Source organism: Kribbella hippodromi (genome assembly GCF_039531045.1).
In the GTDB taxonomy this organism is placed as follows: Bacteria; Actinomycetota; Actinomycetes; order Propionibacteriales; family Kribbellaceae; genus Kribbella; species Kribbella hippodromi.
In genome coordinates, this window is the sequence record NZ_BAAAPH010000002.1 from 302,120 (window position 1) to 324,517 (window position 22,398).

Consider the following 22,398-nt stretch of genomic DNA (forward strand, 5'->3'; position numbering starts at 1 on the left):
AAGATCCGGCCACATCTCTGCGTACGGTCGGGTGATGACCAATCGGAGCATCACTGTGCGTGGCGCGCGGACCAACAATCTGGCCGGGCTCGACCTTGCCGTACCGCGGAATCAGCTGGTCGTGTTCGTCGGCCGGTCCGGGTCGGGGAAGTCGTCGCTGGTGTTCGACACGATCGCGGCGGAGGCGGGGTACCAGTTGAACGAGACGTTCCCGCCGTTCGCGCGCAACCGGTTGCCGAAATGGTCGCGGCCCGACGTCGAGCATATCGACGGGATCACCCCGGTGATCGTGATCGACCAGCGCCGGATCGGCGGCAACGCGCGGTCGACGGTCGGGACGGTCACCGACGCGTGGACGTACCTGCGGCTGCTGTTCTCCCGGCTGAGCGAACCGTACGTCGGCGAATCGACACACTTCTCCTTCAACGATCCGGCCGGGATGTGCCCGGTCTGCTCGGGGCTGGGCGAGGTCGTGGTGAGCGCGGTCGACCGGTTTCTCGATCCGGACAAGTCGCTCGCCGACGGTGCCGTGCGCCTGCCGGGCTTCGGAAACGGGGCGTACTGGTACCGGCAGTACGCGAACCTCGGCACCTTCGACGTACGCAGACCCATCCGCGACTGGCCGGACAACGAGCGAGAAGCCCTCTTGTACGGCGGGGAGGCCGTCGCCGCGCTCGGATGGAACCTCCCCAAGGATTATGAAGGCATCGTCGAGCGCTTCGAACGGATCTACTTGCACACTTCGGACAACTTGTCCGAGAGAAAACAGCAGACGATCCGGAAATTCACCCGCGCGTCGACGTGCCCCGAATGCGCGGGGGACCGGCTGACCAAGGCCGCGCGGACGGTGACGGTCGCGGGCCGCACGATCGGCGAGTTGGCGCGGCTCGAACTCACCGAGTTGCTGGAGTTCGTCCGGACGATCGACGCGCCGGCCGTAGCGCCCGCGGTGACCGCGTTGACGGCGCGGCTGGACGCGATGGTCACGATCGGCCTCGGGTACTTGCACCTCGGCCGGGCGACGACCACGTTGTCCGGCGGCGAGTCGCAGCGGATCAAGAGCGTGAAGCACCTCGGGTCGAGCCTGACCGAGATGACGTACGTGGTCGACGAGCCGACCGTCGGACTGCATCCGACCGACGTCGAGTCGATGATCGAGTTGCTCGAACGGCTGCGTGACAACGGAAACAGCGTGCTCGTCGTCGAACATGATCCAGCGGTGATGCGGCACGCCGACCAGATCATCGAGATCGGTCCGGGCGCCGGCGCGGACGGTGGCCGGCTGGTGTTTCAAGGCACGTACGGCGAGTTGGCGCGGGCCGGTACGCCGACGGCGACTGCGCTGACGGAGCAGCGGCCGATCAAACGTACGCCGCGTCCGCCGACCGGTTCGCTGACGATCAAGGGGGCCGATCGCAACAATCTTCAGCGGCTGACGGTGGAGGTGCCCACCGGCGTACTGACCGTACTGACGGGAGTCGCGGGATCGGGAAAGTCGAGCCTCGCGCAGGAACTGGTCGCGCAGCACGAGGCGACCGTGATCGATCAGAAGCCGGTGAGTGTGAGTCGAAGGTCGACGCCGATCACGTACACCGGGATCGCGCCCGCGATTCGCAATCTGTTTGCCCGGAGCAACAATGTGGACGCGCGGCTGTTCAGCGCGAACTCGGCCGGCGCCTGCCCGGAGTGCAAGGGGCTCGGGATCATCTACACCGACTTGGCATTCATGGAGGGGCAGGAGATTGTTTGCGAGGTTTGTCACGGGCAGCGGTTCACGCCGGAGGTTCTCGCGTACACGGTGAACGGGCACTCGATCGCGGACGTCGACGCGTTGACGATCGAAGAGGCGATCGGGGAGCTTCCGGACGCGAGCATCGATCGTGGGCTGCGGCAGCTCGCGGCGGTCGGGCTCGGGTACCTGCGGCTGGGGCAGTCGCTGAACACGTTGTCAGGTGGTGAGTGTCAGCGGGTCAAGATCGCGAAGGAGTTGCGGGCGGCGGGGCGTGCGACGACGTACGTCCTGGACGAGCCGACGACGGGGCTGCATCTGGATGACACGGGCACTTTGCTCGGCGTGCTCGATCGGCTGGTAGAGCGCGGGCACACGGTCGTTGTCGTGGAGCATGATCTCGCGGTCGTACGGCAGGCCGACTGGCTGATCGACCTCGGTCCGGGGCCTGGCCGGCACGGTGGGCGGGTGCTTTTCGAGGGGTACGTGGCGGCCTACACGGAGCGGGATACGCCGACGAGCCGGGCTCTTCGTCACGGAGCGTGACATGGATTCGGGGGTGCCGAGCGGCGAGGGGCGTTGACGGGTGCGGTGTGACGGTGTGTTATCCCAGGTAGGACCGGTATTTGGGCCGGTCCGTAGGCTGGAATTTTTCCGTCGATCCGCCCCAGACACACCGCGGAGGGTGCCATGAACGATTTCCAGGAACAGGCGAAGAACTGGCTCCGGAATGTCGTCAAGCAGAACCCGGACAAGATCAAGGCCGGCGTCGAGAAGGCGGGCGACCTGATCGACAAGCAGACCGGCGGGAAGTACGCGGAGAGGGTCGACGCGGTCCAGCAGAAGGTCGGCAGCTTCGTGGACAAGCAGACCGGGGAGCCGGCGCAGACCTCCGGCGAAGGCACTCCTGGGGATACCACCTCCGACTCCGCGACCGCTGGGACGGCGGAGAGCGCGCAGTCCGACGGTCCCGCGGAGGCGGGACAGCAGGCGGGGAGCTCCGGCGCGGAGAGCGCGGCGGAGGGTGCGAGTCAGGAAACCCCCGCGACCGGTTCGGTTGTCGGCGGCGACGCGCCTGACCCGGCCGCTCAGCCGGACAGTTCGGCGGGCTCGAGTGCGCAGGGGACAGGGGCCGGCAGCACAGCCACCGGCCAGTAGCAACAGCAAGACCACTGCCCGGCACCAGCTGGTAACAGCTGGGCCGGGCTGGCTGCTGTTCTACGCGAGGTGGGAAGAGGCGGCACCCGGGTGCGGGCTTGTGATCTGGAGTGGACCAGAGTTTGGGTGGTCTTATCGGGGATCGGGGCTGGTGTGGGTGAGTGTCCGTCTTGACCGGGTGGGGGGCCGCGCCTAGCCTCGGGATCAAGAAAGGGATGGACCAAGTGCTGCCGGTCGGTGTGATCAGACCGGTCGGCTGAACGTGTAACCACGCTCAAAAGAGCTGAAGGCAGTACGACGGCGCCATACGGTGTCGTCGGATAGATGGTGCTGGTGGCGAGGCTGTACCGGAGCGTGCTGGCCCGGACACCCGTTGTCCGGCGGTGCTCGGCAAGGACAGCACACGGCGGGTACGGCAGAACACAGCCGCACACCGCGGAGTACTTCCACAGTCTCGGTACGCGTACCGAGATCTACCGAGGCGTACCGTCTTCCGCCCGTACGTGGTGAATCCCTTCGACCGATGTCACAGTCCCGCGTGGGACTCTATGGAGAGGGGACGCCGATGACAGAGATGTCCGTTGGCCTGGCCCTGATCGGCTTGCTGATCGCCGGACTGCTGGCTTGGATCGGCCTGACTCTCTCCCGTCGCAAGGCTGTCGGCACGACGGCCGCACAGGACGCAGTCCAGCACCAGGCCGAGCAGCTGCACCAAGCGGAGCAGCTGCGCCAGGCGGAGCAATTGCGGCAGACCGAGCAGCTTCGCCAGGTGGAGCAGGCGCGGCAGGCGGAAGAGCACGCTGCCGTACTACGGGCCCGGGCCGAGGCCGCCGAGCAGCGGGCCGAGGAGATTCGCCGGGGCGCTGAGGACCGAGCGTCCGAAGTACGCCGGGATGCCGAGCAGCGCGCTTCCGAGGTACGCCGCGAAGCCGAAGCGGAGGCGCAGTCGATCCGGGACGACCTGCGGGAGCAGCGGCTCGAGATGGAGCGCCGCGAGCACCGGCTGACCGAACGCGAGGAGCGGCTCGACGAGCAGCACCGCGGGATCGAGGAGCGGCAGCTCGACCTGACCGCGCAGCTGGCCGAGCTGGACCGGCGCCGGAGCGAGATCAAGGACCTCGAGGACGAGCGCCGCCGCATCCTCGAAGGCGTCGCGAACCTGACCACCGAGCAGGCGAAGGCCGAGCTGGTCGCCGCGATCGAGGCGGAGGCCAAGCGGCACGCGCACACGATCGTCCGCGACATCGAGCGGCAGGCGCAGGACGAGGGCGAGATCAAGGCCCGCAAGATCATCACCGGCGCGGTGCAGCGGCTCGCGTCGGAGCAGACAAGCGAGTCCGTCGTGTCCGTCGTGCACCTGCCCAGTGACGACATGAAGGGCCGGATCATCGGCCGCGAGGGCCGCAACATCCGGTCGTTCGAGCAGACCACCGGCGTGAACCTGATCATCGACGACACCCCGGAAGCGGTGCTGCTGTCCTGCTTCGACCCGGTCCGGCGGGAGACGGCGCGGCTGACGCTGGACTCACTCGTGCTCGACGGGCGCATCCACCCGAGCCGGATCGAGGAGATCTACGAGCGCAGCAAGGGTGAGGTCGCCGAGCTGTGCGAGCGCGCCGCCGAGGACGCGATGGCGGAGGTCGGCATCACCGATCTGCACCCGGAGCTGGTGCGTACGATGGGCCTGCTGCGCTACCGGACCTCGTACGGCCAGAACGTACTGAAGCACTTGATCGAGTCGGCGCACATCGCCGGAATGATGGCGGCCGAGCTCGGACTTGATCCGAAACTGTGCAAGCGCGGTGCGTTCCTGCACGACATCGGCAAGGCGCTGACGCACGAGTCAGAGGGCAGTCACGCGATCGTCGGGGCGGAGCTGGCCCGCAAGTACGGTGAGAACGACGATGTCGTGCATTGCATCGAGGCGCATCACAACGAGGTCGAGGTGCGTACCGTCGAGGCGGTGCTGACGCAGGCGGCGGATGCGGTCAGTGGTGGCCGTCCGGGTGCGCGGCGCGAGTCGTTGGAGGCGTACGTGCAGCGGCTCGAACGGCTTGAGGAGATCGCGATGCACCACGACGGGGTGGAGAAGGTGTTCGCGATGCAGGCCGGCCGAGAGATCCGGGTGATGGTGCTGCCGGATGCTGTCGACGACATCGCCGCGCAGGTGATGGCCCGCGACATCGCGAAACAGGTCGAGGAAGAGCTCACGTACCCGGGTCAGATCCGCGTCACCGTCGTCCGCGAATCCCGCGCCACCGAGGTCGCGAAGTAAGCCGCTAACTGGGTCGAACCTCGGCGGATGCTCGCAGCGTAGTCAGGACACGGTTGCGGGGGAGGCCGTGAAGGTGTTGCAGGCCGATGGGGCGGCGGCGTCGAAGCCGCGGCGGGTCCAGCGGCTGTGGTTCTTGCTGGAGCCGTGGTCGCGCTGCGTACCCCACTCGTCGCCGCGATGGCTGATGGCCCAGCGCCACCGCTCCCGCCACGCCCCACTCACGGGGAAGAAGCTGCGGTCCGCGCCAAGGTAGGCGCCGCTGAGGCAGGACGCCTGCAGCTCCAGCCGCCGGCTCTCCTGCAGCGGTGCGTCCACGCCGTTCAAGTAGTTCGAACGGATGGAGGACGCAGCACTGATCCCGGTCAGCTTCTGGATGTGATGCGCGTACTCGTGCGCGGCCAAATGCGCCATCGTCGCCCGCGTCCAGAGCTTGTCGGACTTCCGGTAGTTCTTGATGTCGAAGTCGGCGCTCATCGAAATCGTGCCCTGCCCGCAGTACGCGGCCGAGTCCTGTACGGAACACAGCGTGCGGGTCTTGCCCGTGAACACTTCGAGCCGAACCGGCTGAAAGGTGAATCCGGCCTTCTCGACCACCGGCTTCCACGCCTTGTCCAGGCAGCGGAGGAACTCGGTGTAGTACTTGCGGACGTTCGCCACCGAGGTCGGGCGAACCGCGGGCTCCTTGCAGCGCGACGCCGGCAACCGGCCGACGCGGTAGAGCGGATTCTGGGCGAGGAGCCGCTGCTGCTTCGCCAGCGCCTGCGCGGTCGAGTCGATTGTCGGCGTGGTTCGGGTAGGGCTGGGAGTTGTGACCGCCGGAGAAGGTGACGCTGACTGTGACGGTGAGGACGTGACAGTAGGTGGCCGGTCGACGCTCCCGCCACCGGCCTGACCACCGGCCTTGCCGACGAGGCCGCACCCGGCCGTGCCCAGCAGGACCGCAACAAACCCAACAACCCCAACAACCACTGCCCGCGCATTCACGCCCGGCAGCCTAACCGCACCCAAGGCCGTCCGAGCCCCAGACCGTCCGAGCCCCAGACCGTCCGAGCCCCAGACCGTCCGAGCCAACGAGTGTCCGACCCCGAGGCTGTCCGGCCGGCGAGGAGCGCTTACTACCGCGGACCGTGGTGCGGGCGGGGCTCCTGCGGGCGGTGCGGCGTGACGTCGATCGGCTCGTCCGCGACGCGCTCCTTGGGCGCCGTCCGGTACTGGCGCTCGATCTCGGGGTCGATGGTCGCCGGCGCGCCGCGGCGAGGGGTGTTGGCCAGGCGGTACGACAGCCAGATACCGGCCGCGCCGCCGAGCATGATGATGATGCCGAGCGCGGTCAGGTTCACCGCGCTGATCCGGTCACGGACGGCGAAGGCGAGGATTGCGCCGATCACGATGACAGTGATTCCGGCCCCGATCCGCATGACTGCTCCCTCCGGTTGCTGGGCGGCCAGGTTGCTCAACGGCCGGCTACTGGGCGGAAGGGTTCATTACACCCCGTGCCCATCGGCGGGTCCGGATATGCGTCAGCGGAAGGCGGACTGCCCGGTCAGCGCCTGGCCGATGACCAGTTGGTGGACCTCGGAGGTGCCTTCGTACGTGAGCACCGACTCCAGGTTGTTGGCGTGCCGCATGATCGGGTACTCGCCGCTGATGCCGTTCGCGGCCAGCACTGTGCGGCACTCGCGGGCGATCGCGATCGCCTCGCGGACGTTGTTCAGCTTGCCGACCGACACCTGCTCGGGCCGCAGCGTGCCCTTCTCCTTCAACCGGCCGAGGTGTACGGCAAGCAGCATGCCCTTGTTCAACTCCACCGACATGTCCGCGAGCTTCGCCTGGGTGAGCTGGTACGCGGACAGCGGCTTGTCGAAGACGATCCGCTCACCGGCGTACGCGATCGTGGTTTCCAGGCAGTCCCGCGCCGCGCCGAGCGCACCGAAGATGATCCCGAACCGGGCCTCGTTCAGGCAGCCGAGCGGGCCGGAGAGGCCGCGTGCTTCCGGCAGCATCGCGGCGGCCGGCAACCGTACGTCCTCGAGCACGAGCTCGGAGGTGACCGACGCGCGCAGCGACATCTTCTGCTTGATCTCCGGCGCGGCGAACCCGGGTGTCGAGGTCGGCACGACGAAACCGCGGACGCCGTCGTCGGTACGTGCCCAGACCACCGCGACATCCGCGACCGAACCGTTGGTGATCCACATCTTCGAGCCGTTCAGCACCCAGTCGTCACCGTCACGGCGCGCGCTCGTACGCATCCCGGCCGGGTTGGAGCCGAAGTCGGGTTCGGTCAGGCCGAAGCAGCCGATGGCCTCGCCCGCGGACATCCGGGGCAGCCATTCGGTCTGCTGCTCGTCGCTGCCGTACTTCCAGATCGCGTACATCGCCAGCGAGCCCTGCACCGACACCAGCGAACGCATGCCCGAGTCGGCCGCCTCAATCTCCAAGCAGGCCAGCCCGTACGCGACCGGGCCGAGGCCGGCGCATCCGTACCCGGTCAGGTGCATGCCCAGGAAGCCGAGCGCCCCGAGCTCCTTGGCCAGCTCGCGCGCCGGAATCGACGCGCTCTCGAACCACTCCGGCAATGAAGGCCGCAACCGCTCGTCCGCGAACCGGCGCGCGGCCGCTCGTACGTCGAGCTCCTCCTCGGTGAGCAACGAGTCGACGTCGACGAGATCCAGCGAAGCACTCATGCGCTCACGCTAGCCGGTCCGCACCCGAAGGGGCTGTGGAGCGGATCTCACTTGCTGTACCAAGGCCACCACCAGTGGCGCTTGCGCGGGTGACGGACGACCACGCTGCCGTGGCGGGCCTCGCCGGTCACCCGGAGACGTACGGCGCCGGGCCGCGGCGGGCCGGCCTTGTTCTTGGCGCTGCTGTGGTGCACGTCCACCTGGTCGAGGTCGACGATCCAGCCCTCCGGGATGACCATCACCACCGAGCTGTGTACGGCGTGGGCGTCGACGTGTACTTCGGTCCAATGCACTTGGGCGTCGGTGAAGTCCAGCTTGACGGAGGAGTGCTCCGCGATCGCAGTCAGCCGCTCCGGCACGTTCCAGGCGCCCTCGCGCTTCTGCGCACTGTGCCGGGCCCGGAGCGTCAGCTCCTGGGCACTGCCGTGGGCGACCGGTACCAGGTCTGCGGTGGCGTTGCGCAGCTCGAGCTGGGTCTTGGCGGAGTAGACCTGGGTCAGCCGCTCGTCAAGCTCCTGGAAGTCCAGCCGCCCGTCGGTGTGTGCTTCCTGGACCACGGCGGCGGCACGCTCACGGTCGTTGTCGGATGCCCGGTGACCGGGCGGCGGCTGCTCCAGACTCATGCACCAACGGTAGCGCCGCTACCGGTCCGATCAGAACGACACGACCTCCGGCGAAACCCCGGCCATACCCTGGGCCCTCAGTCGATCAGGTCAAGGAAGCGGTGGAAGACGGCCGACCACGTCTTGTCCAACTCGGCGGCGTACTGCTCCGCGTCCGCTGCGACCTGCTCTGGTACGAAGCCGAGTGAGCGCAGCCGCTCCGGTGCCCAGCGCCGTACTCGCTCCGCAGTGACCTCCGGGTGGAACTGCGTACCCCAACTGCGGCCGATGCGCAGCATCTGGTTGGTGCAGCGCTCACTGGACATCAGCAGCACCGCATCCGCCGGCAGCCGAGTGATCTGGTCCTGGTGGCTCTCCACTGCTCGCACCGTGGGCGGTAGACCTGCAAGCAGTTCGTCGTCCGCAGCGGCTGGTAGGACAGCTAGCTGGGTCACACCCTTCTCCGGGAGGCCGTGCTTACCGCGTACCTCACCACCGAAGGTGTGCGCTAGCAGCTGCCCGCCGAGACAGATCCCTAGTACTGGCACCTGACCATGTGCATTGCGCAGCAGCGCCCGCTCCGCAGGTAGCCACGGGGACCGCTCGTCCTCGTCCGGGAGCATGCCGCCGCCGAGCAGGATCAGCGCCGCATGACCGTCCACAGTCGCCGGTACCGGTTCGCCGTCCCAGGCCCGGATCACGACCGGCGCGATGCCGCGTTCGTCCAGCCAGTCGAGCAGTCTGCCGGGGCCACTGTCTTTGTCGTTCTCGACGATCAGCACGGTAGTCACTGGGCAACCGTACGGCGGCACACCGGGCACCGCCGTACCGAAGTCGCGATTCCTGGATACTGATGCACTGGGGGTGCCGATGGAGCCTGTCAGTGGATTTGTCCGTGCTGTGGTCGGAGATGTCGCCTTCATCTTCGGCAAGGGCGTCGTGAACGCGTACCTGCTCGCCCGGCGCCGCGGTGTCCCGCGCCCGCAGCTGGATGTACTAGTGCGGTCGCACGGGCAGTACGTACCCCTGTCCGTCCCTGTCGGCACTGTGCCGGCAATCGGTCGCTTGGTAGGGCTCGACGAGATCCGGCCGGCGCCGATGCTCACTGTGGAGTTCACACCGGGGGACACCGGTGCGGAGGCGCATCTCACTGCCAACAACCCGGTGCTGATCACGATCACCGATGTGAGCCACCGGGAGTACGACGCCATTGTGCTGACGACGACCCTGGGCTCAGCGGCGTACGCGCAACTCCCGCCGGGGTACTACCACGTCTCCGTAGTGGTCGTCGACGAGAAGAACGACCTGCTCCAGGCGTACGGCGCGCAGCACAACCTGCATGTGGACAAGGGCGACGACCTGATCGTTTCGCTGCCGATCCGCACTGCCGGTGTGGCTGAGATCGCCGCGGCACTGGAGACCGGACCACAGCCAGTACTCGTCGGACCTGACGGCGAGGTAGTACCGGTGCTGGACCTCGTACGCATCGGCCGCGCACCGGACTGCGATCTGATCCTGGATCGCCCCGAGATCAGTCGCCACCACGCGGAGCTGCTACGGATCGACGCGACCAGCTACGAGCTGCGCGACCTCGGCTCCACGAACGGCACCCAGCTGAACGGCCAACCGATTGACACCGCAATGGCCGGTGACGGCGACGAGATCCGGCTCGGCGGCCTGCCGTTCCGCCTGTACGTCGGCTGACCGCACCGGGATCGTCACGATCGGTGTGCACCTGGAACAATGGCGCCGTGAACTCCCGAAGTGTCGTCATTCTTGGTTCGACCGGCTCGATCGGTACCACGGCGCTCGAGCTCATCGGGCGCAACCGGGACCGCTTCCACGTCCTCGCGCTGTCCGCCGGTGGCGACAACGTCGCTCTGCTCGCGGAGCAGGCGCTGGAGTTCGGGGTCGAGGTCGTCGCGGTGGCGAAGGCGACGGTGGCGCAGGACCTGCAGCTGGCGTTCTACGCGGAGGCGCAGCGCAAGGGGTACGCGCAGGGTGAGTTCCGGATACCCAAGATCGTCACCGGGCCGGATGCTTCCAGCGAGTTGGCGGCGATGCCGTGCGACGTCGTACTGAACGGCATCAACGGTTCGGTCGGCCTGCACGCGACGTTGGCCGCGCTGGACGCCGGGAACACGCTCGCGCTGGCGAACAAGGAGTCGCTGGTGATCGGCGGCCCGATCGTCACCCGCCGGGCCAAGCCGGGCCAGATCGTCGCGGTCGACTCCGAGCACAGCGCGATCGCCCAGTGCCTGCGCGGCGGTACGCCGGATGAGGTCCGTAAGCTCCTGCTCACCGCGAGTGGCGGACCGTTCCTCGGCCGCCCGCGGAGCGAGCTGGAGAACGTGACCGTCGACGAAGCCCTGCACCATCCGAACTTCGCGATGGGCCCGGTGGTCACGATCAACTCCGCCACCTTGGTGAACAAGGGGCTGGAGCTGATCGAGGCCCACCTGCTGTTCGGGATTCCGATGGACCGGATCGACGTGGTGATCCACCGGCAGCAGGCGATCCACTCCATGGTCGAGTTCTACGACGGGTCCACGATCGCCCAGGTGGGCGTACCCACGATGACGGTGCCGATCGCGCTCGGGCTCGGCTGGCCCGACCGGATAGCGGACGCATCGCCGCCGTGGGACTGGTCCGCGGCGAGCAGCTGGACCTTCCAGCCGGTCGACGACGCGGCGTTCCCGGCGGTCGGGCTGGCCCGCGAGGCGGGTACCCGCGGCGGTACCGCGCCGGCCGTGTTCAACGCGGCGAACGAGGTCTGCGTGCAGGCGTTCCGGGACGGCCGGCTGCCGTTCCTGGCGATCGTCGACACAGTTGCCCAGGTGGTGACCGAGCACGACGTACCCTCGTATGTGGAACTGTCCGTCGACGACGTACTCGCCGCGGACGCGTGGGCCCGGCAGCGGGCGCGCGAAATCACTGACACCACGGACACCACCGACAGCAGCCAGGAGAACCAGCGAGCATGAGCGTGCTTCTCACCATCGTCGGCATCGTGCTCTTCGTCGCCGGGGTGCTGATCTCGGTCTCGTTGCACGAGCTCGGCCACATGCTCCCGGCCAAGGCGTTCGGGATGAAGGTCACGCAGTTCTTCGCCGGTTTCGGGCGGACCGTCTGGTCGGTCAAGCGCGGCGAGACCGAGTACGGGCTGAAGGCGATCCCGGCCGGTGGGTTCGTCCGGATCGTCGGCATGATGCCGCCGGCCAAGGGGCAGGACCCGACCAAGATCCGGAAGGCGAACACCGGCCCGATCCAGTCGATGATCGAGAACGCGCGCTCGGCCGAGTACGAGACGATCTCGGCCGAGGACGACGGCCGGCTCTTCTACCAGAAGGCCTGGTGGAAGAAGCTGATCGTGATGGCGTCCGGCCCGCTGGTGAACGTGGTGATCGCGTTCGTCCTGTTCGGCGGCCTCTACATGATGTACGGGACGCCGGTCGCGCAGACCACCGTCTCCACCGTCACCGACTGCGTCGTCCCGGCCAGCCAGGCTTCGGCGAACCGGAAGTGCACCGACACCGACAAGCTGTCGCCGGCCAAGGAGGCCGGCTTCCAGGTCGGCGACAAGATCCTCTCCTTCAACGGCACCCGGATCACCAGCTGGGACCAGCTCACCCCGCTGATCCGCGCCAACACCGACAAGCCCGCGACGATCGTTGTCGAGCGCAACGGCGCGCAGAAGACGCTGACCACGCACACGATCGTCAACCAGGTCCAGGAGAGCGCGACCTCGGACAAGCTGGTGTCGGTCGGCTTCCTCGGCATCTCGCCGACCGAGAAGGTGGTCCGGCAGGACTTCGGCTTCGTCGTCAACCAGATGGGCAAGCTGACCGTCGGCACCGTCCAGGCGCTCGGGAAGTTCCCGGAGAAACTGGTCGGGGTGGCGAAGTCGATCGTCGGCGGCAAGCGCGACCAGGACAGCCCGATGAGCATCGTCGGTGCCAGCCGGGTCGCCGGTGAGGTCGCGTCCAGCAGCATGACCACCGCCCAGAAGGGCGCCGCGCTGGTGTCCCTGCTGGCCGCGCTGAACCTGTTCCTTGCCCTGTTCAACTTCATCCCGCTGCTGCCGCTGGACGGCGGGCACATGCTCGGCGCGATCTGGGAGGGCATCCGGCGCGGGCTGGCCCGGTTGTTCCGCCGGCCGGACCCCGGGTACGTCGACGTCGCCAAGCTGCTCCCGATCGCGTACGTGGCGGCCAGCGTGATCGTGGTGATGGGCGTCCTGCTCGTCATCGCGGACATCGTGAACCCGATCAAACTCTTCAACGGCTGACCTCTCACCTCACACTGGTAAGGAAATATGAGCATCAACCTGGGCATGCCCGCGCTGCCGCCTCCGACCCTCGCTCCGCGCCGCAAGACCCGCCAGATCAAGGTCGGCAGTGTGCTGGTCGGCGGCGACGCGCCGGTCTCGGTGCAGTCGATGACCACGACCCCCACCAACGACGTCAACAAGACGCTGCAGCAGATCGCCGAGCTGACCGCCGCGGGTTGCGACATCGTCCGGGTCGCCTGCCCGCGCCAGGAGGACGCCGACGCGCTGGCCGAGATCGCGCAGCATTCGCAGATCCCGGTGATCGCGGACATTCACTTCCAGCCCGGGTACGTGTTCGCCGCGATCGAGGCCGGTTGTGCGGCCGTCCGGGTGAACCCGGGGAACATCCGCAAGTTCGACGACCAGGTGAAGCAGATCGCCCAGGCGGCGAAGGACCACGGTACGTCGCTGCGGATCGGCGTGAACGCGGGTTCGCTGGACAAGCGGCTGCTGGAGAAGTACGGGAAGGCGACGCCGGAGGCGCTGGTCGAGTCGGCGGTCTGGGAGGCGTCGCTGTTCGAGGAGCACGACTTCCACGACTTCAAGATCTCGGTCAAGCACAACGACCCGGTCGTGATGGTGCAGGCGTACCAGATGCTGGCCGAGCGCGGCGACTGGCCGCTGCACCTCGGCGTCACCGAGGCCGGGCCGGCGTTCCAGGGCACGATCAAGTCGTCGGTCGCGTTCGGGGCGCTGCTGTCGCAGGGGATCGGGGACACCATCCGGGTCTCGCTGTCCGCGCCGCCGGTCGAGGAGGTCAAGGTCGGGCTGCAGATCCTGCAGTCGCTGAACCTGCGCGAACGCAAGCTCGAGATCGTCTCCTGCCCGTCCTGCGGCCGCGCCCAGGTGGACGTCTACACCCTCGCCGAGCAGGTCACCGCCGGTCTCGAGGGCATGGAGGTCCCACTCCGCGTCGCCGTCATGGGCTGCGTGGTGAACGGCCCCGGCGAGGCCCGCGAAGCCGACCTCGGCGTAGCCTCCGGCAACGGCAAGGGCCAGATCTTCGTCAAGGGCGAGGTCATCAAAACGGTCCCGGAATCCGCCATCGTCGAAACCCTGATCGAAGAAGCGATGCGCATCGCCGAGACAATGGAAACCCCCACCGACCCCGGCCAACCCACCGTCACAGTCAGCTGAACTGCACCAAGTTGCCGGCCGCGATGGTGCAGTTGAACGCCAGATAACTGCACCATCAGCAACGCTTTCTTGGTGTACCCTGGGTGCTATGACGCGCATCTCGGTAGACGTGAACGATGAGTGGCTGGAGGCTGCCCGCGCCGAGCTGGGCACCGAAAGCAAGGTCGAAACCATCAACGCCGCCCTCCACGAGCTCGCCCGGCGGAAGCGGGCAAAGGATCTGATCGCGACTCTAGACGAGATCGAGCTCGATCTGAGCGGGTCGGCCGACGCGTGGCGCTACGGCGGCCGCGACCTCAGCAGGCTGGTGGAAGAGGCTCGAGAGGATCGCATCGCATGATGGCCGGCGCCGCCTACGTGGTGGACACCTCGGTGGTCGTCCTCCGCGGGCGCGACGAATCGGTCCGGCATCGCTTCGACACCTTGCTTATCGAGGGCCGGATCGTGCTGTGCCAGATGGTGCTTCTCGAATGCCTGAACAACGCGCCGGACCCGAAGTCGTACGAGCGAATGTGGGCAAACCTGCACGGGCAGCGGTGGCAAGACGTCGACGCAGAGGCGATGGACCGGGCCCTCGATGTGCACCGCATGCTTGCGAAGAAGAGTCAGCACCGGGGGTTCCGGCTGCCTGATCTGATCATCGCGGCGACCGCCGAGTTGGCTGGGTTGACCGTGTTGCACTACGACGAGGACTACGACCGGATTGCAAAGGTTACCGGGCAGGCTGTCGAGTGGGTTGTGCCGAAGGGGTCGCTCTGACGGTGGCTGAGTATTTGGTGGTTAGTGCGGTTGCTGGGGAGGCTCGGTATGTGCCGGCGGGGGTGCCGGTGGTGGTTACCGGGGTGGGGAAGACGGCGGCCGCGGTGGCGGTCAGTCGGGCGTTGGCGGGGCGGGATACTGCGGATCTCGTGGTGCTGAACGTTGGTACTACTGGCGCGCTGCGCGACGGGCTTGCCGGGCTGTACTTTCCGAGCACCGTGATCAATCACGACGTGAACGGCGACGCGCTGCGGGCGATCGGGCTTGATCCGCGGGAGGAGCTGGCGGTCGACGGTGGTGATGGGACGGTGCTGGCGTCGGGGGATGTGTTCGTCACGGACCCGGCGGTGCGGGCGCGGCTGGCGGAGCGGGCGCATCTCGTCGACATGGAGGCGTACGCGGTTGTGTATGCCTGTCGCGAGCATGGCGTACCGGTGAGAGTGATCAAGCACGTGTCCGACGCCGCCGACGAATCCGCGCTGGACTGGCCCGGTCAGGTCGACGCCAGCGCGAAGGTGCTGGGGGAGTGGGTGGCCGGCTACATCCGCTGACTGGCCGTATCCTGGCTTGACCTTGACCCTGGGGGCAAGGTTTAGCGTCGGGGTGAAGGAGGCGGGATGCGGATCGGTGATCTGGCGGCCGCGGCCGGTGTGACGGTCAAAGCGGTGCGGTACTACGAGTCGCAGGGGCTGCTCAAGCCCCGGCGGGAGTCCAACGGGTACCGGGCGTACGAGTCGGACGACGTACTGGTCGTACGCGAGGTGAAAGCGTTGCTGAGCCTCGGACTGACGGCTGAACAGACGTACCCGTTCATCGAGTGTTTGCGCGCCGGGAACGACCGCGCGGACGTCTGCCCGGCGTCGCTGACCGCGTACCGGACCCGGATCGCCGAAGTGGACGACCGGATCGCGGAGCTGACCGCGCTGCGATCCCGGCTGACCGGCCTCCTGACCGATGCCGAGAGCTGGAGGAGAACCAACCATGACTGACCTGCGCGCCGTCGACGAGGCCACCTTCGACGAGGTGGTGCTGCGCTCCGGCAAGCCCGTCCTGGTCGATTTCTGGGCCGAGTGGTGCCCGCCGTGCCACCAGATCGCGCCCGTACTCGCCCAGATCGGTGCCGAGCGCAAGGACCAGCTGACCGTGGTGAAGCTGAACGCCGACGAACACCCGGCGATCGCCGCCCGCTACCGGGTGATGGCGATGCCGACCCTCATCCTGTTCCACCACGGCGAGATGATCTGGGCAGTGGTCGGCGCCCGCCCCAAGGCCAGACTCCTCAAGGAACTGGACGACGCCCTACTTGCTGCTGTTTAGTACGGCGACTCGGCCGGCGTCCGCGTTCATTCGCAGGCGCCGGCCGCTTACGTCGTACTGATATTCACAGCGCCGTCTGCTGATGGAACGCCACCAGCCACTTACCGCCGGCCTTCGTCCACACGGTGCTCGCGTACGACGGGAACTGCTGTTCGTTGCCATCCACAACGACCGTGACCTCGACGTGGTACGTGACGATCGCCGTGTTGCCGTCGACCGCGATGGTGTCGTCCCGCAAGTACTCCTGATAGAAGTCTCCGTCCCCCTCGCGATTCGCCTTCCACAACAGCTCCTCGAGCTCCAACAGCTCTCCGCCCCCTATCGTCGCCGCCCCCTAGGGCAGCCCCAGTCCTAGTCGACGAACTTGTACAACTCGACGAGAACGCCGTGCGGGCATCGCACCGGCCTTCACCTCCGCATATCCCTCACTCGCGGCACCGGAGACTTCGAGCCCGAGGACACCGGAGAAGAAGTCGGCGAGGTCCTGGTTCTTCTCCCGGGTGTCGGTGAGCAGCCCGAGGTGATCGAAGCGAAGGTTCATCGCAACTCCTGTCCGGTTGACCGCCAGCTATCTAGGATGCTAGCAATATAGCCATGGTGGATGGTGGTGGCAAGAAGGTGCAGTTCAACGTGTATTTGCCGCCGGAGTTGGTGCGGCGGGTGAAGCACAAGGCGATCGACGACGGGGCGAGTCTGTCCGCGCTGGTCGAGCAGGCGCTGGCGGAGTACCTGGACAACCATGGGGAGGCCCGCGGATGAGCGTGGTGATCAGGCCGTTGCGGTTCACGACCGACGTGGACGCGATGCGTGCGTTCCTGGAGCGGCTGGGGTTGCGGTCGCGGATCGAGTCCGAGCGGGGCGGCTGGGTCGACATGCTGGCCGGCCGCGGCATGGTCGGGCTGCACGACGCCGCGACCAGTTCGACCGGCGGGAAGCCCGGGACGTCCCTGTCGTTCGAGGCGGACAACCTCGACGCGGTGCAGGACCGGCTCGAACAACTCGGGTTCGTCGACGGGACCGTGTTCGACGAGGCGTACGGGCGAGTGCTGTCGGTGACTGCCCCGGACGGCGTGGTGATCTGGATCGACCAGCGCTCCGACGACCTGTACGGGTACAAGCTGCACGACGCACGCCCCGACGACCGCTGGTCGGTCACACCAGCACTGACCGGTGCAGAGCAGCCGCCCTGGCGCCGCTTCCTCAACGGCCTCGGCCTCGAGCTGTCCGAGCTGCCCGTGCGGTTCGGGCCGGCTACTGGTCAGTTTGCGGTTGGGCTGGAGCTCACCACCACAGAGGACCTCACCGACGTACACAACCGGCTCACCGACCTGCCAGTCACCCGGACCGGCAACACCCTCCAGATCACCGACCCGGACGGTCAGCTCGTGGTGGTGCACGGATGATCGCCGTACGCCGCGCCACGCTCGCCGATGCCAACGCCGTGCGCCAGATCGGTCTGACCACCTGGCCGGTCGCGTACGCCGGGCTGGTCCCAGACGACTTCATTGCCGACGGCCTGGCCAAGTGGTGGTCACTGGAAGCCGTAGAACGGGGCATCACCGACGGCATCACGCTGGTCGCCACCGACATCACTAATGGCACAGCTAGCGCCGAAGTGGTCGGCATGGTCGGTCTGGGCAAGCAAGAGGACTTCTGGGTGATGTGGAAGCTCTACGTCCTACCTACTCACCAGAAAGCCGGTGCCGGCAAAGCACTGCTCAACGCCGCGATCGCAGCACTCCCCGAAAGTACGCCGGAGCTGCTCCTGAACGTTCTGGTCACCAACGAGAAGGCGATCGCGTTCTACCGTTCACGGGGCTTCGGCACACCACGCCGTACGCCGGACCGGGATCTCGGTGCTGATGTGACCTGGATGAGCCTTGACCTCAACAGGTGATGAAGTTGCAAGATTCCGCCCATGACTGCGGTGGCGGCCGACCGGCTGCGTGACGATCCGGACTTCCGGCGGTACTGGCTGGCGCGCGCCCTGTCGGTGACAGGGTCGATGGTGACGGCGATCGTGCTACCTGTGCTGGTGTACCGGCTCAGTGGGTCGACTGTTCTTACTGCGGTGGTCACAGCACTGGAGTCTGCGCCGTACCTGGTAGCTGGTCTGTTCGCAGGCGCACTGGCGGATCGGTGGAACCGGCGGCGCGTCATGGTCACTGCGGACACCGTTAACGCGGTACTAGTCGGATCAGTGCCAGTAGCGCATCTACTCGGCGTACTGACAGTCGCGCAGGTACTAGTAGTCGCATTCACCGTGCAAGCCGTCTACACGTTCTTCGACGGTGCGAACTTCGGGGCCTTGCCAGTGCTAGTCGGCCGAGCCCGTGTCGCACAGGCGAACTCAGCCGTCTGGACAGCCTCGAGTCTGATTGAGCTGTTCGTACCGCCTCTGACCGGTCTGTTGCTTGCAGCAGTCGATCCGGCCAGTCTGCTTGCTCTGGACGCGTTGAGTTTCGCAGCGTCGGCGTTCGCGGTCCGGGGGATCGTCAGGGCGCTGTCGGAGACTCGCGACGGCCGCCCACCACTGCGAGTCAAGGTAGTACTGCGAGACATCGGCGACGGGATCAGCTACCTGGTGCACCACGCGGGCGTACGCACCATGACCATCGTTGGCGGCGTGCAGTCGTTCACAGGCGGCGGCTTCATGTCGCTGATCGTGGTGTGGTGCGACCGCGTACTGGACATCGGTACGTCCGGACTGCGCTTCGGACTCGTCTGGGGTACGTGGGGGATCGGCGGTCTGATCGCCGCGGTGAGCCTGCCGCGACTGCTGAAGCGGATGTCGCCCGCGGCAATCACCCTGTACGCACTGCCCATGTCAGCTCTACTGGGCGTACTCACGCCACTTGCACCGCACTGGATCGTCGCTGCGCTCGCCCTACTGATCTGGGGCTCGGCGTACGTGATGGTGGTCGTCAACGCGATCTCGTACCGCCAACAGGTGACTCCGGAGCATCTCCTCGGCCGCGTCAACACAGCCGGCCGGATGCTGTCTTGGGGCGTCGGCGCGACGCTCGGCGCGGTTCTCGGTGGCGTACTCGGCACCGCGTACGGCCCGCGGACCGGGATGATGCTGATGGGGCTGTGCGGCTTCGCCGGGGTAGTGGTCGCGTGGACGTCACCACTACGCCGGATCGCGGCCGGGCACGCTGCCGAGGTCGCCTGACCGGCCCTGCTTTACCCGGAGTGGGCAAACATCCGCTAGGTTCTGCGCGTGGGCGTACGGGTTCTCGGTCCTCGCGACCTCGCGGCGGCGCGCGCGGTCATCGCTCGCGATCCGGTGGTCAATGTGTTCGTCGACAGCCTGGTGCAGGCGTCCGGACTCGACCCGCGACGCGGCGCGGAGGTCTGGGGGTACGTCGAGAAGGGTGCGCTGGAGGCCCTGTGCCACGCGGGCGGGAACATGGTGCCGGTCGGCGCCGACGATGCCGCACTGCGGGCGTTCGCCGCGTACGCGCTGCGCCGCGGGCGGAACTGTTTCCAGATCCTCGGCCAGGCCCGCGCGGTCGACCAGCTGTGGCAGATCCTCGAGCCGCAGTGGGGTCCGGCGCGTGAGGTGCGTGACGACCAGCCGTTCATGGTGATCGAGGGACTGCCGCAGATCACTCCGGATCCGCTGGTCCGGGCGGTCGAGCCGGTCGAGCTGCCGATTCTGTACCCGGCGTGCGTCGCCATGTACACGGAGGAGGTCGGCGTACCGCCGCAGACCGGGCCCGATGGAACGTTCTACCGTTCGCGGGTCGCGGAGCTGATCCGGGCCGGGCGGGCGTTCGCGCGGATCGAGGAGGGACGGGTCGTGTTCAAGGCCGAGGTCGGCTCGGTCGGGACCGGGGTGTGCCAGATCCAGGGCGTCTGGGTCGATCCGGCGTACCGCGGGCGCGGGCTGGCGGCGCCCGGGATGGCGGCCGTGGTGGAGCTGGCCCGGCAGATCGCTCCGGTGGTGACGCTGTACGTGAACGCGTTCAACCTGCCCGCGCGAGCAGCCTACGAGCGGGTCGGGTTCCGGACCGTGGAGACGTTCGCGACGATTCTGTTCTGAGATCCTGTCCGGGCCGGTGCGGAGCCCGGCCCGGTAGCGATTGGGCTGTGGATAACGTGAGACCATTGCCGCCGGACGGATATTCTCTTTGACGTCCATTGATTTTGCCCTTTGCCGCACGCCTGGAGATTCCCGTGATTCTGCGTATGTCGTCGTTGTTCCTCCGCACCCTTCGCGAGGACCCGGCGGACGCGGAGGTCCCGAGCCACAAGCTGCTCGTCCGCGCCGGTTACATCCGCCGGGCCGCACCCGGTGTCTACACCTGGTTGCCGCTCGGCCTGCGCGTGCTGCGCAACGTCGAGCGGATCGTCCGGGAAGAGATGGACGCGATCGGCGCGCAGGAGCTGGTCTTCCCGGCGTTGCTGCCGCGCGAGCCGTACGAGGCGACCGGCCGCTGGACCGAGTACGGGCCGAACATCTTCCGGCTGAAGGACCGCAAGGGCGCGGACATGCTGCTCGGCCCGACGCACGAGGAGATGTTCACCCTGGTGGTGAAGGACCTGTACTCGTCGTACAAGGACCTGCCGCTGTCGATCTACCAGATCCAGAACAAGTACCGCGACGAGGCACGGCCGCGGGCCGGCGTACTGCGCGGGCGTGAGTTCGTGATGAAGGATTCGTACTCGTTCGACGTCGACGACGAAGGGCTCGAGGCGTCGTACGAGGCGCACCGGGCCGCGTACATCAAGATCTTCGACCGGCTCGGCTTCGACTACGTGATCGTGAAGGCGATGTCCGGCGCGATGGGCGGATCGCGCTCGGAGGAGTTCCTGGCGATCGCCGAGAACGGTGAGGACACCTTCGTCCGCTCGCCGGGTGGGTACGCGGCGAACGTGGAAGCGGTCGTGGTGCCGCAGTCCGCGCCGGTGGACGCATCGGCCGTGCCGGCCGCCGAGGTCGTGGACACACCGGACACGCCGACCATCGACACCCTGGTCGACGCGCTGAACGCGAAGCACGCGCGCACCGACGGCCGGGAGTGGAACGCCGCTGACACGCTGAAGAACATACTGGTGATGCTGCTGCACCCGGACGGTACCCGCGAGCCGCTCGCGATCGGCGTGCCGGGCGACCGGGCGATCGACGAGAAGCGCCTCGGCGCCCAGGTCGAGCCGGCCGAGCTGGTCGCGTTCGACGAGGCAGACTTCGAGAAGCACCCGTCGCTGGCAAAGGGCTACATCGGCCCGGGTGTGCTCGGCAAGGACAACACCTCCGGCATCCGGTACTTGCTGGACCCGCGGGTGGCCGAGGGCTCGGCGTGGGTGACCGGCGCCAACAAGACCGGCTTCCACGTGATCAACCTGGTGCACGGGCGTGACTTCACGGCCGACGGCACGATCCAGGCGGCCGAGGTGCGCGACGGCGATCAGGCACCGGACGGTTCCGGCCCGCTGGAGACCGCGCGTGGGATCGAGATGGGCCACATCTTCCAGCTCGGCCGGAAGTACGCGGAAGCTCTCGACCTGAAGGTCCTCGACCAGAACGGCAAGCTGGTCACGGTCACCATGGGCTCGTACGGCGTCGGCGTCACCCGCGCGGTCGCCGCCATCGCCGAAGGCAACCACGACGACCTCGGCCTGGTCTGGCCCCGCGAAATCGCACCCGCCGACGTACACCTCGTTGCCACCGGCAAGGACCCCGAGATCTTCACCAAGGCCGCCGAACTGGCCGCCGGGCTGGAGTCCCAGGGCCTGTCGGTCATCTACGACGACCGTGAAAAGGTCTCCCCGGGCGTCAAGTTCAAGGACGCCGAACTCATCGGCATCCCCACCATCGCCGTAGTAGGCAAGGGCCTAGCCGAAGGCACCATCGAAGTAAAAGACCGCCGCACCGGCACCCGCACCGACGTCCCCGTCACCGAAATCACCACCCACCTGGTAACCACAGTCCGCGCGTAACCCCTTCCACCGAACCACGCGCCCCCGCCCACCCACCGCACCACCCATCACCTCCCGCACACCGGCACCAGCTACGGACACCACCAGCCGGCACCGGCGGGTGGTGCCGGCGGCTGGCACCGGCGGCCGGTGCCAGCCGGTACCACCTGCCGGCACCGGCGGCCGGCAGCACGGTCCGTCGCCGCGTACGGCGGACACTGCCTGTGCCGGCACTGGCTCCCCCCACCACCAGGTGCCGATCCAGCCGCTAACCACATCCCCGAAGCACCTCAGCTCCCCACCCAGGCCACCCCCAGGTGGGGACCTGTCGTCTGCCCACCCCGCCCCACCCCACCCGCCCAACCCGAGCCACCCGACAACCTCCCGCCCACGCCCACCCGCTCGCGCCGGTCCACCCAAGCCGGCCCGGCGCGCCCACCTACTCGTGTCGGCCCGCCACGCCGGCCCGCTCGCGCCTGCCT

25 protein-coding genes are annotated in these 22,398 nt (G+C 67.6%); 18 read left to right on the forward strand and 7 right to left on the reverse strand.

Annotation, left to right across the window (positions count from 1 at the left end):
• Positions 1 to 34 precede the first annotated feature (34 nt).
• The 3 genes from ABD260_RS04105 to rny all read left to right on the forward strand — a co-directional run bounded on the left by ABD260_RS04105 (position 35) and on the right by rny (position 5,162).
• Positions 35 to 2,275, forward strand: coding sequence for an ATP-binding cassette domain-containing protein (locus ABD260_RS04105; RefSeq protein WP_344231943.1), 2,241 nt, complete (start codon positions 35 to 37; stop codon positions 2,273 to 2,275).
• 144 nt (positions 2,276 to 2,419) lie between these two features.
• On the forward strand, positions 2,420 to 2,887 hold the full coding sequence (locus ABD260_RS04110; RefSeq protein ID WP_344231944.1) for an antitoxin: 468 nt from the start codon (positions 2,420 to 2,422) through the stop codon (positions 2,885 to 2,887).
• 565 nt (positions 2,888 to 3,452) lie between these two features.
• Complete coding sequence (rny, locus tag ABD260_RS04115) at positions 3,453 to 5,162, forward strand: ribonuclease Y (protein ID WP_344231945.1); 1,710 nt, start codon at positions 3,453 to 3,455, stop codon at positions 5,160 to 5,162.
• Between the two features lie 42 nt (positions 5,163 to 5,204).
• Here the strand turns inward: rny and ABD260_RS04120 are convergent, their stop codons facing one another.
• The 5 genes from ABD260_RS04120 to ABD260_RS04140 all read right to left on the reverse strand — a co-directional run bounded on the left by ABD260_RS04120 (position 5,205) and on the right by ABD260_RS04140 (position 9,239).
• Positions 5,205 to 6,146: a neutral zinc metallopeptidase gene (locus ABD260_RS04120; protein ID WP_344231946.1), complete on the reverse strand. Its 942-nt coding sequence runs from the start codon at positions 6,144 to 6,146 to the stop codon at positions 5,205 to 5,207.
• 131 nt (positions 6,147 to 6,277) lie between these two features.
• Positions 6,278 to 6,580: a DUF6458 family protein gene (locus tag ABD260_RS04125; RefSeq protein ID WP_344231947.1), complete on the reverse strand. Its 303-nt coding sequence runs from the start codon at positions 6,578 to 6,580 to the stop codon at positions 6,278 to 6,280.
• A 102-nt stretch (positions 6,581 to 6,682) separates the two neighbouring features.
• Complete coding sequence (locus ABD260_RS04130) at positions 6,683 to 7,846, reverse strand: acyl-CoA dehydrogenase family protein (RefSeq protein WP_344231948.1); 1,164 nt, start codon at positions 7,844 to 7,846, stop codon at positions 6,683 to 6,685.
• 47 nt (positions 7,847 to 7,893) lie between these two features.
• Positions 7,894 to 8,469 (reverse strand): DUF1707 SHOCT-like domain-containing protein, encoded by a 576-nt coding sequence (locus tag ABD260_RS04135; protein WP_344231949.1) that lies wholly within the window; start codon positions 8,467 to 8,469, stop codon positions 7,894 to 7,896.
• Between the two features lie 77 nt (positions 8,470 to 8,546).
• Positions 8,547 to 9,239: a type 1 glutamine amidotransferase gene (locus ABD260_RS04140; RefSeq protein ID WP_344231950.1), complete on the reverse strand. Its 693-nt coding sequence runs from the start codon at positions 9,237 to 9,239 to the stop codon at positions 8,547 to 8,549.
• Between the two features lie 79 nt (positions 9,240 to 9,318).
• Between ABD260_RS04140 and ABD260_RS04145 the strand changes: the two genes are divergently transcribed.
• The 9 genes from ABD260_RS04145 (at position 9,319) to trxA (ending at position 15,991) form a co-directional block, all read left to right on the forward strand.
• Positions 9,319 to 10,152 (forward strand): FHA domain-containing protein, encoded by an 834-nt coding sequence (locus ABD260_RS04145; RefSeq protein ID WP_344231951.1) that lies wholly within the window; start codon positions 9,319 to 9,321, stop codon positions 10,150 to 10,152.
• A gap of 47 nt (positions 10,153 to 10,199) precedes the next feature.
• Entirely contained in the window at positions 10,200 to 11,432 is a 1,233-nt protein-coding gene (gene dxr, locus ABD260_RS04150; protein WP_344231952.1) for a 1-deoxy-D-xylulose-5-phosphate reductoisomerase, read from the forward strand.
• Positions 11,429 to 12,736: a M50 family metallopeptidase gene (locus tag ABD260_RS04155; RefSeq protein WP_344231953.1), complete on the forward strand. Its 1,308-nt coding sequence runs from the start codon at positions 11,429 to 11,431 to the stop codon at positions 12,734 to 12,736. The genes dxr and ABD260_RS04155 overlap by 4 nt, the downstream gene beginning before the upstream one ends.
• 27 nt (positions 12,737 to 12,763) lie before the next feature.
• On the forward strand, positions 12,764 to 13,915 hold the full coding sequence (gene ispG, locus ABD260_RS04160) for a flavodoxin-dependent (E)-4-hydroxy-3-methylbut-2-enyl-diphosphate synthase (RefSeq protein WP_344231954.1): 1,152 nt from the start codon (positions 12,764 to 12,766) through the stop codon (positions 13,913 to 13,915).
• An 88-nt stretch (positions 13,916 to 14,003) separates the two neighbouring features.
• Positions 14,004 to 14,255, forward strand: coding sequence for a DUF2191 domain-containing protein (locus ABD260_RS04165; RefSeq protein WP_344231955.1), 252 nt, complete (start codon positions 14,004 to 14,006; stop codon positions 14,253 to 14,255).
• The gene (locus ABD260_RS04170; protein WP_344231956.1) at positions 14,252 to 14,674 is read left to right on the forward strand and encodes a PIN domain nuclease; all 423 of its coding nucleotides are present in this window, start codon (positions 14,252 to 14,254) and stop codon (positions 14,672 to 14,674) included. Before ABD260_RS04165 ends, ABD260_RS04170 begins: the two co-directional genes overlap by 4 nt.
• 2 nt (positions 14,675 to 14,676) lie before the next feature.
• Positions 14,677 to 15,225, forward strand: coding sequence for a nucleosidase (locus tag ABD260_RS04175; RefSeq protein ID WP_344231957.1), 549 nt, complete (start codon positions 14,677 to 14,679; stop codon positions 15,223 to 15,225).
• A gap of 66 nt (positions 15,226 to 15,291) precedes the next feature.
• A complete protein-coding gene (locus ABD260_RS04180; protein WP_344231958.1) occupies positions 15,292 to 15,663 on the forward strand; it encodes a MerR family transcriptional regulator in 372 nt (123 codons plus the stop codon).
• On the forward strand, positions 15,656 to 15,991 hold the full coding sequence (trxA, locus tag ABD260_RS04185) for a thioredoxin (RefSeq protein ID WP_344231959.1): 336 nt from the start codon (positions 15,656 to 15,658) through the stop codon (positions 15,989 to 15,991). Before ABD260_RS04180 ends, trxA begins: the two co-directional genes overlap by 8 nt.
• A gap of 64 nt (positions 15,992 to 16,055) precedes the next feature.
• On the opposite strand, the gene ABD260_RS04190 is transcribed toward trxA, so the two are convergent.
• Positions 16,056 to 16,295: a nuclear transport factor 2 family protein gene (locus tag ABD260_RS04190; RefSeq protein ID WP_344231960.1), complete on the reverse strand. Its 240-nt coding sequence runs from the start codon at positions 16,293 to 16,295 to the stop codon at positions 16,056 to 16,058.
• Between the two features lie 30 nt (positions 16,296 to 16,325).
• The gene (locus tag ABD260_RS04195) at positions 16,326 to 16,532 is read right to left on the reverse strand and encodes a hypothetical protein (RefSeq protein ID WP_344231961.1); all 207 of its coding nucleotides are present in this window, start codon (positions 16,530 to 16,532) and stop codon (positions 16,326 to 16,328) included.
• A gap of 53 nt (positions 16,533 to 16,585) precedes the next feature.
• Between ABD260_RS04195 and ABD260_RS04200 the strand changes: the two genes are divergently transcribed.
• The 6 genes from ABD260_RS04200 (at position 16,586) to ABD260_RS04225 (ending at position 21,937) form a co-directional block, all read left to right on the forward strand.
• Positions 16,586 to 16,750: a ribbon-helix-helix domain-containing protein gene (locus ABD260_RS04200; protein WP_344231962.1), complete on the forward strand. Its 165-nt coding sequence runs from the start codon at positions 16,586 to 16,588 to the stop codon at positions 16,748 to 16,750.
• A complete protein-coding gene (locus ABD260_RS04205; RefSeq protein ID WP_344231963.1) occupies positions 16,747 to 17,394 on the forward strand; it encodes a VOC family protein in 648 nt (215 codons plus the stop codon). Before ABD260_RS04200 ends, ABD260_RS04205 begins: the two co-directional genes overlap by 4 nt.
• Positions 17,391 to 17,888 carry a GNAT family N-acetyltransferase gene (locus ABD260_RS04210; RefSeq protein WP_344231964.1) on the forward strand — a complete coding sequence of 166 codons (498 nt, stop codon included), beginning with the start codon at positions 17,391 to 17,393 and terminating at the stop codon, positions 17,886 to 17,888. The genes ABD260_RS04205 and ABD260_RS04210 overlap by 4 nt, the downstream gene beginning before the upstream one ends.
• Before the next feature lie 21 nt (positions 17,889 to 17,909).
• Positions 17,910 to 19,166 (forward strand): MFS transporter, encoded by a 1,257-nt coding sequence (locus ABD260_RS04215; RefSeq protein ID WP_344231965.1) that lies wholly within the window; start codon positions 17,910 to 17,912, stop codon positions 19,164 to 19,166.
• A 48-nt stretch (positions 19,167 to 19,214) separates the two neighbouring features.
• Positions 19,215 to 20,039 carry a GNAT family N-acetyltransferase gene (locus ABD260_RS04220; protein ID WP_344231966.1) on the forward strand — a complete coding sequence of 275 codons (825 nt, stop codon included), beginning with the start codon at positions 19,215 to 19,217 and terminating at the stop codon, positions 20,037 to 20,039.
• Positions 20,040 to 20,173: 134 nt separating this feature from the next.
• Complete coding sequence (locus tag ABD260_RS04225; RefSeq protein ID WP_344231967.1) at positions 20,174 to 21,937, forward strand: proline--tRNA ligase; 1,764 nt, start codon at positions 20,174 to 20,176, stop codon at positions 21,935 to 21,937.
• Positions 21,938 to 22,398 lie beyond the last annotated feature (461 nt).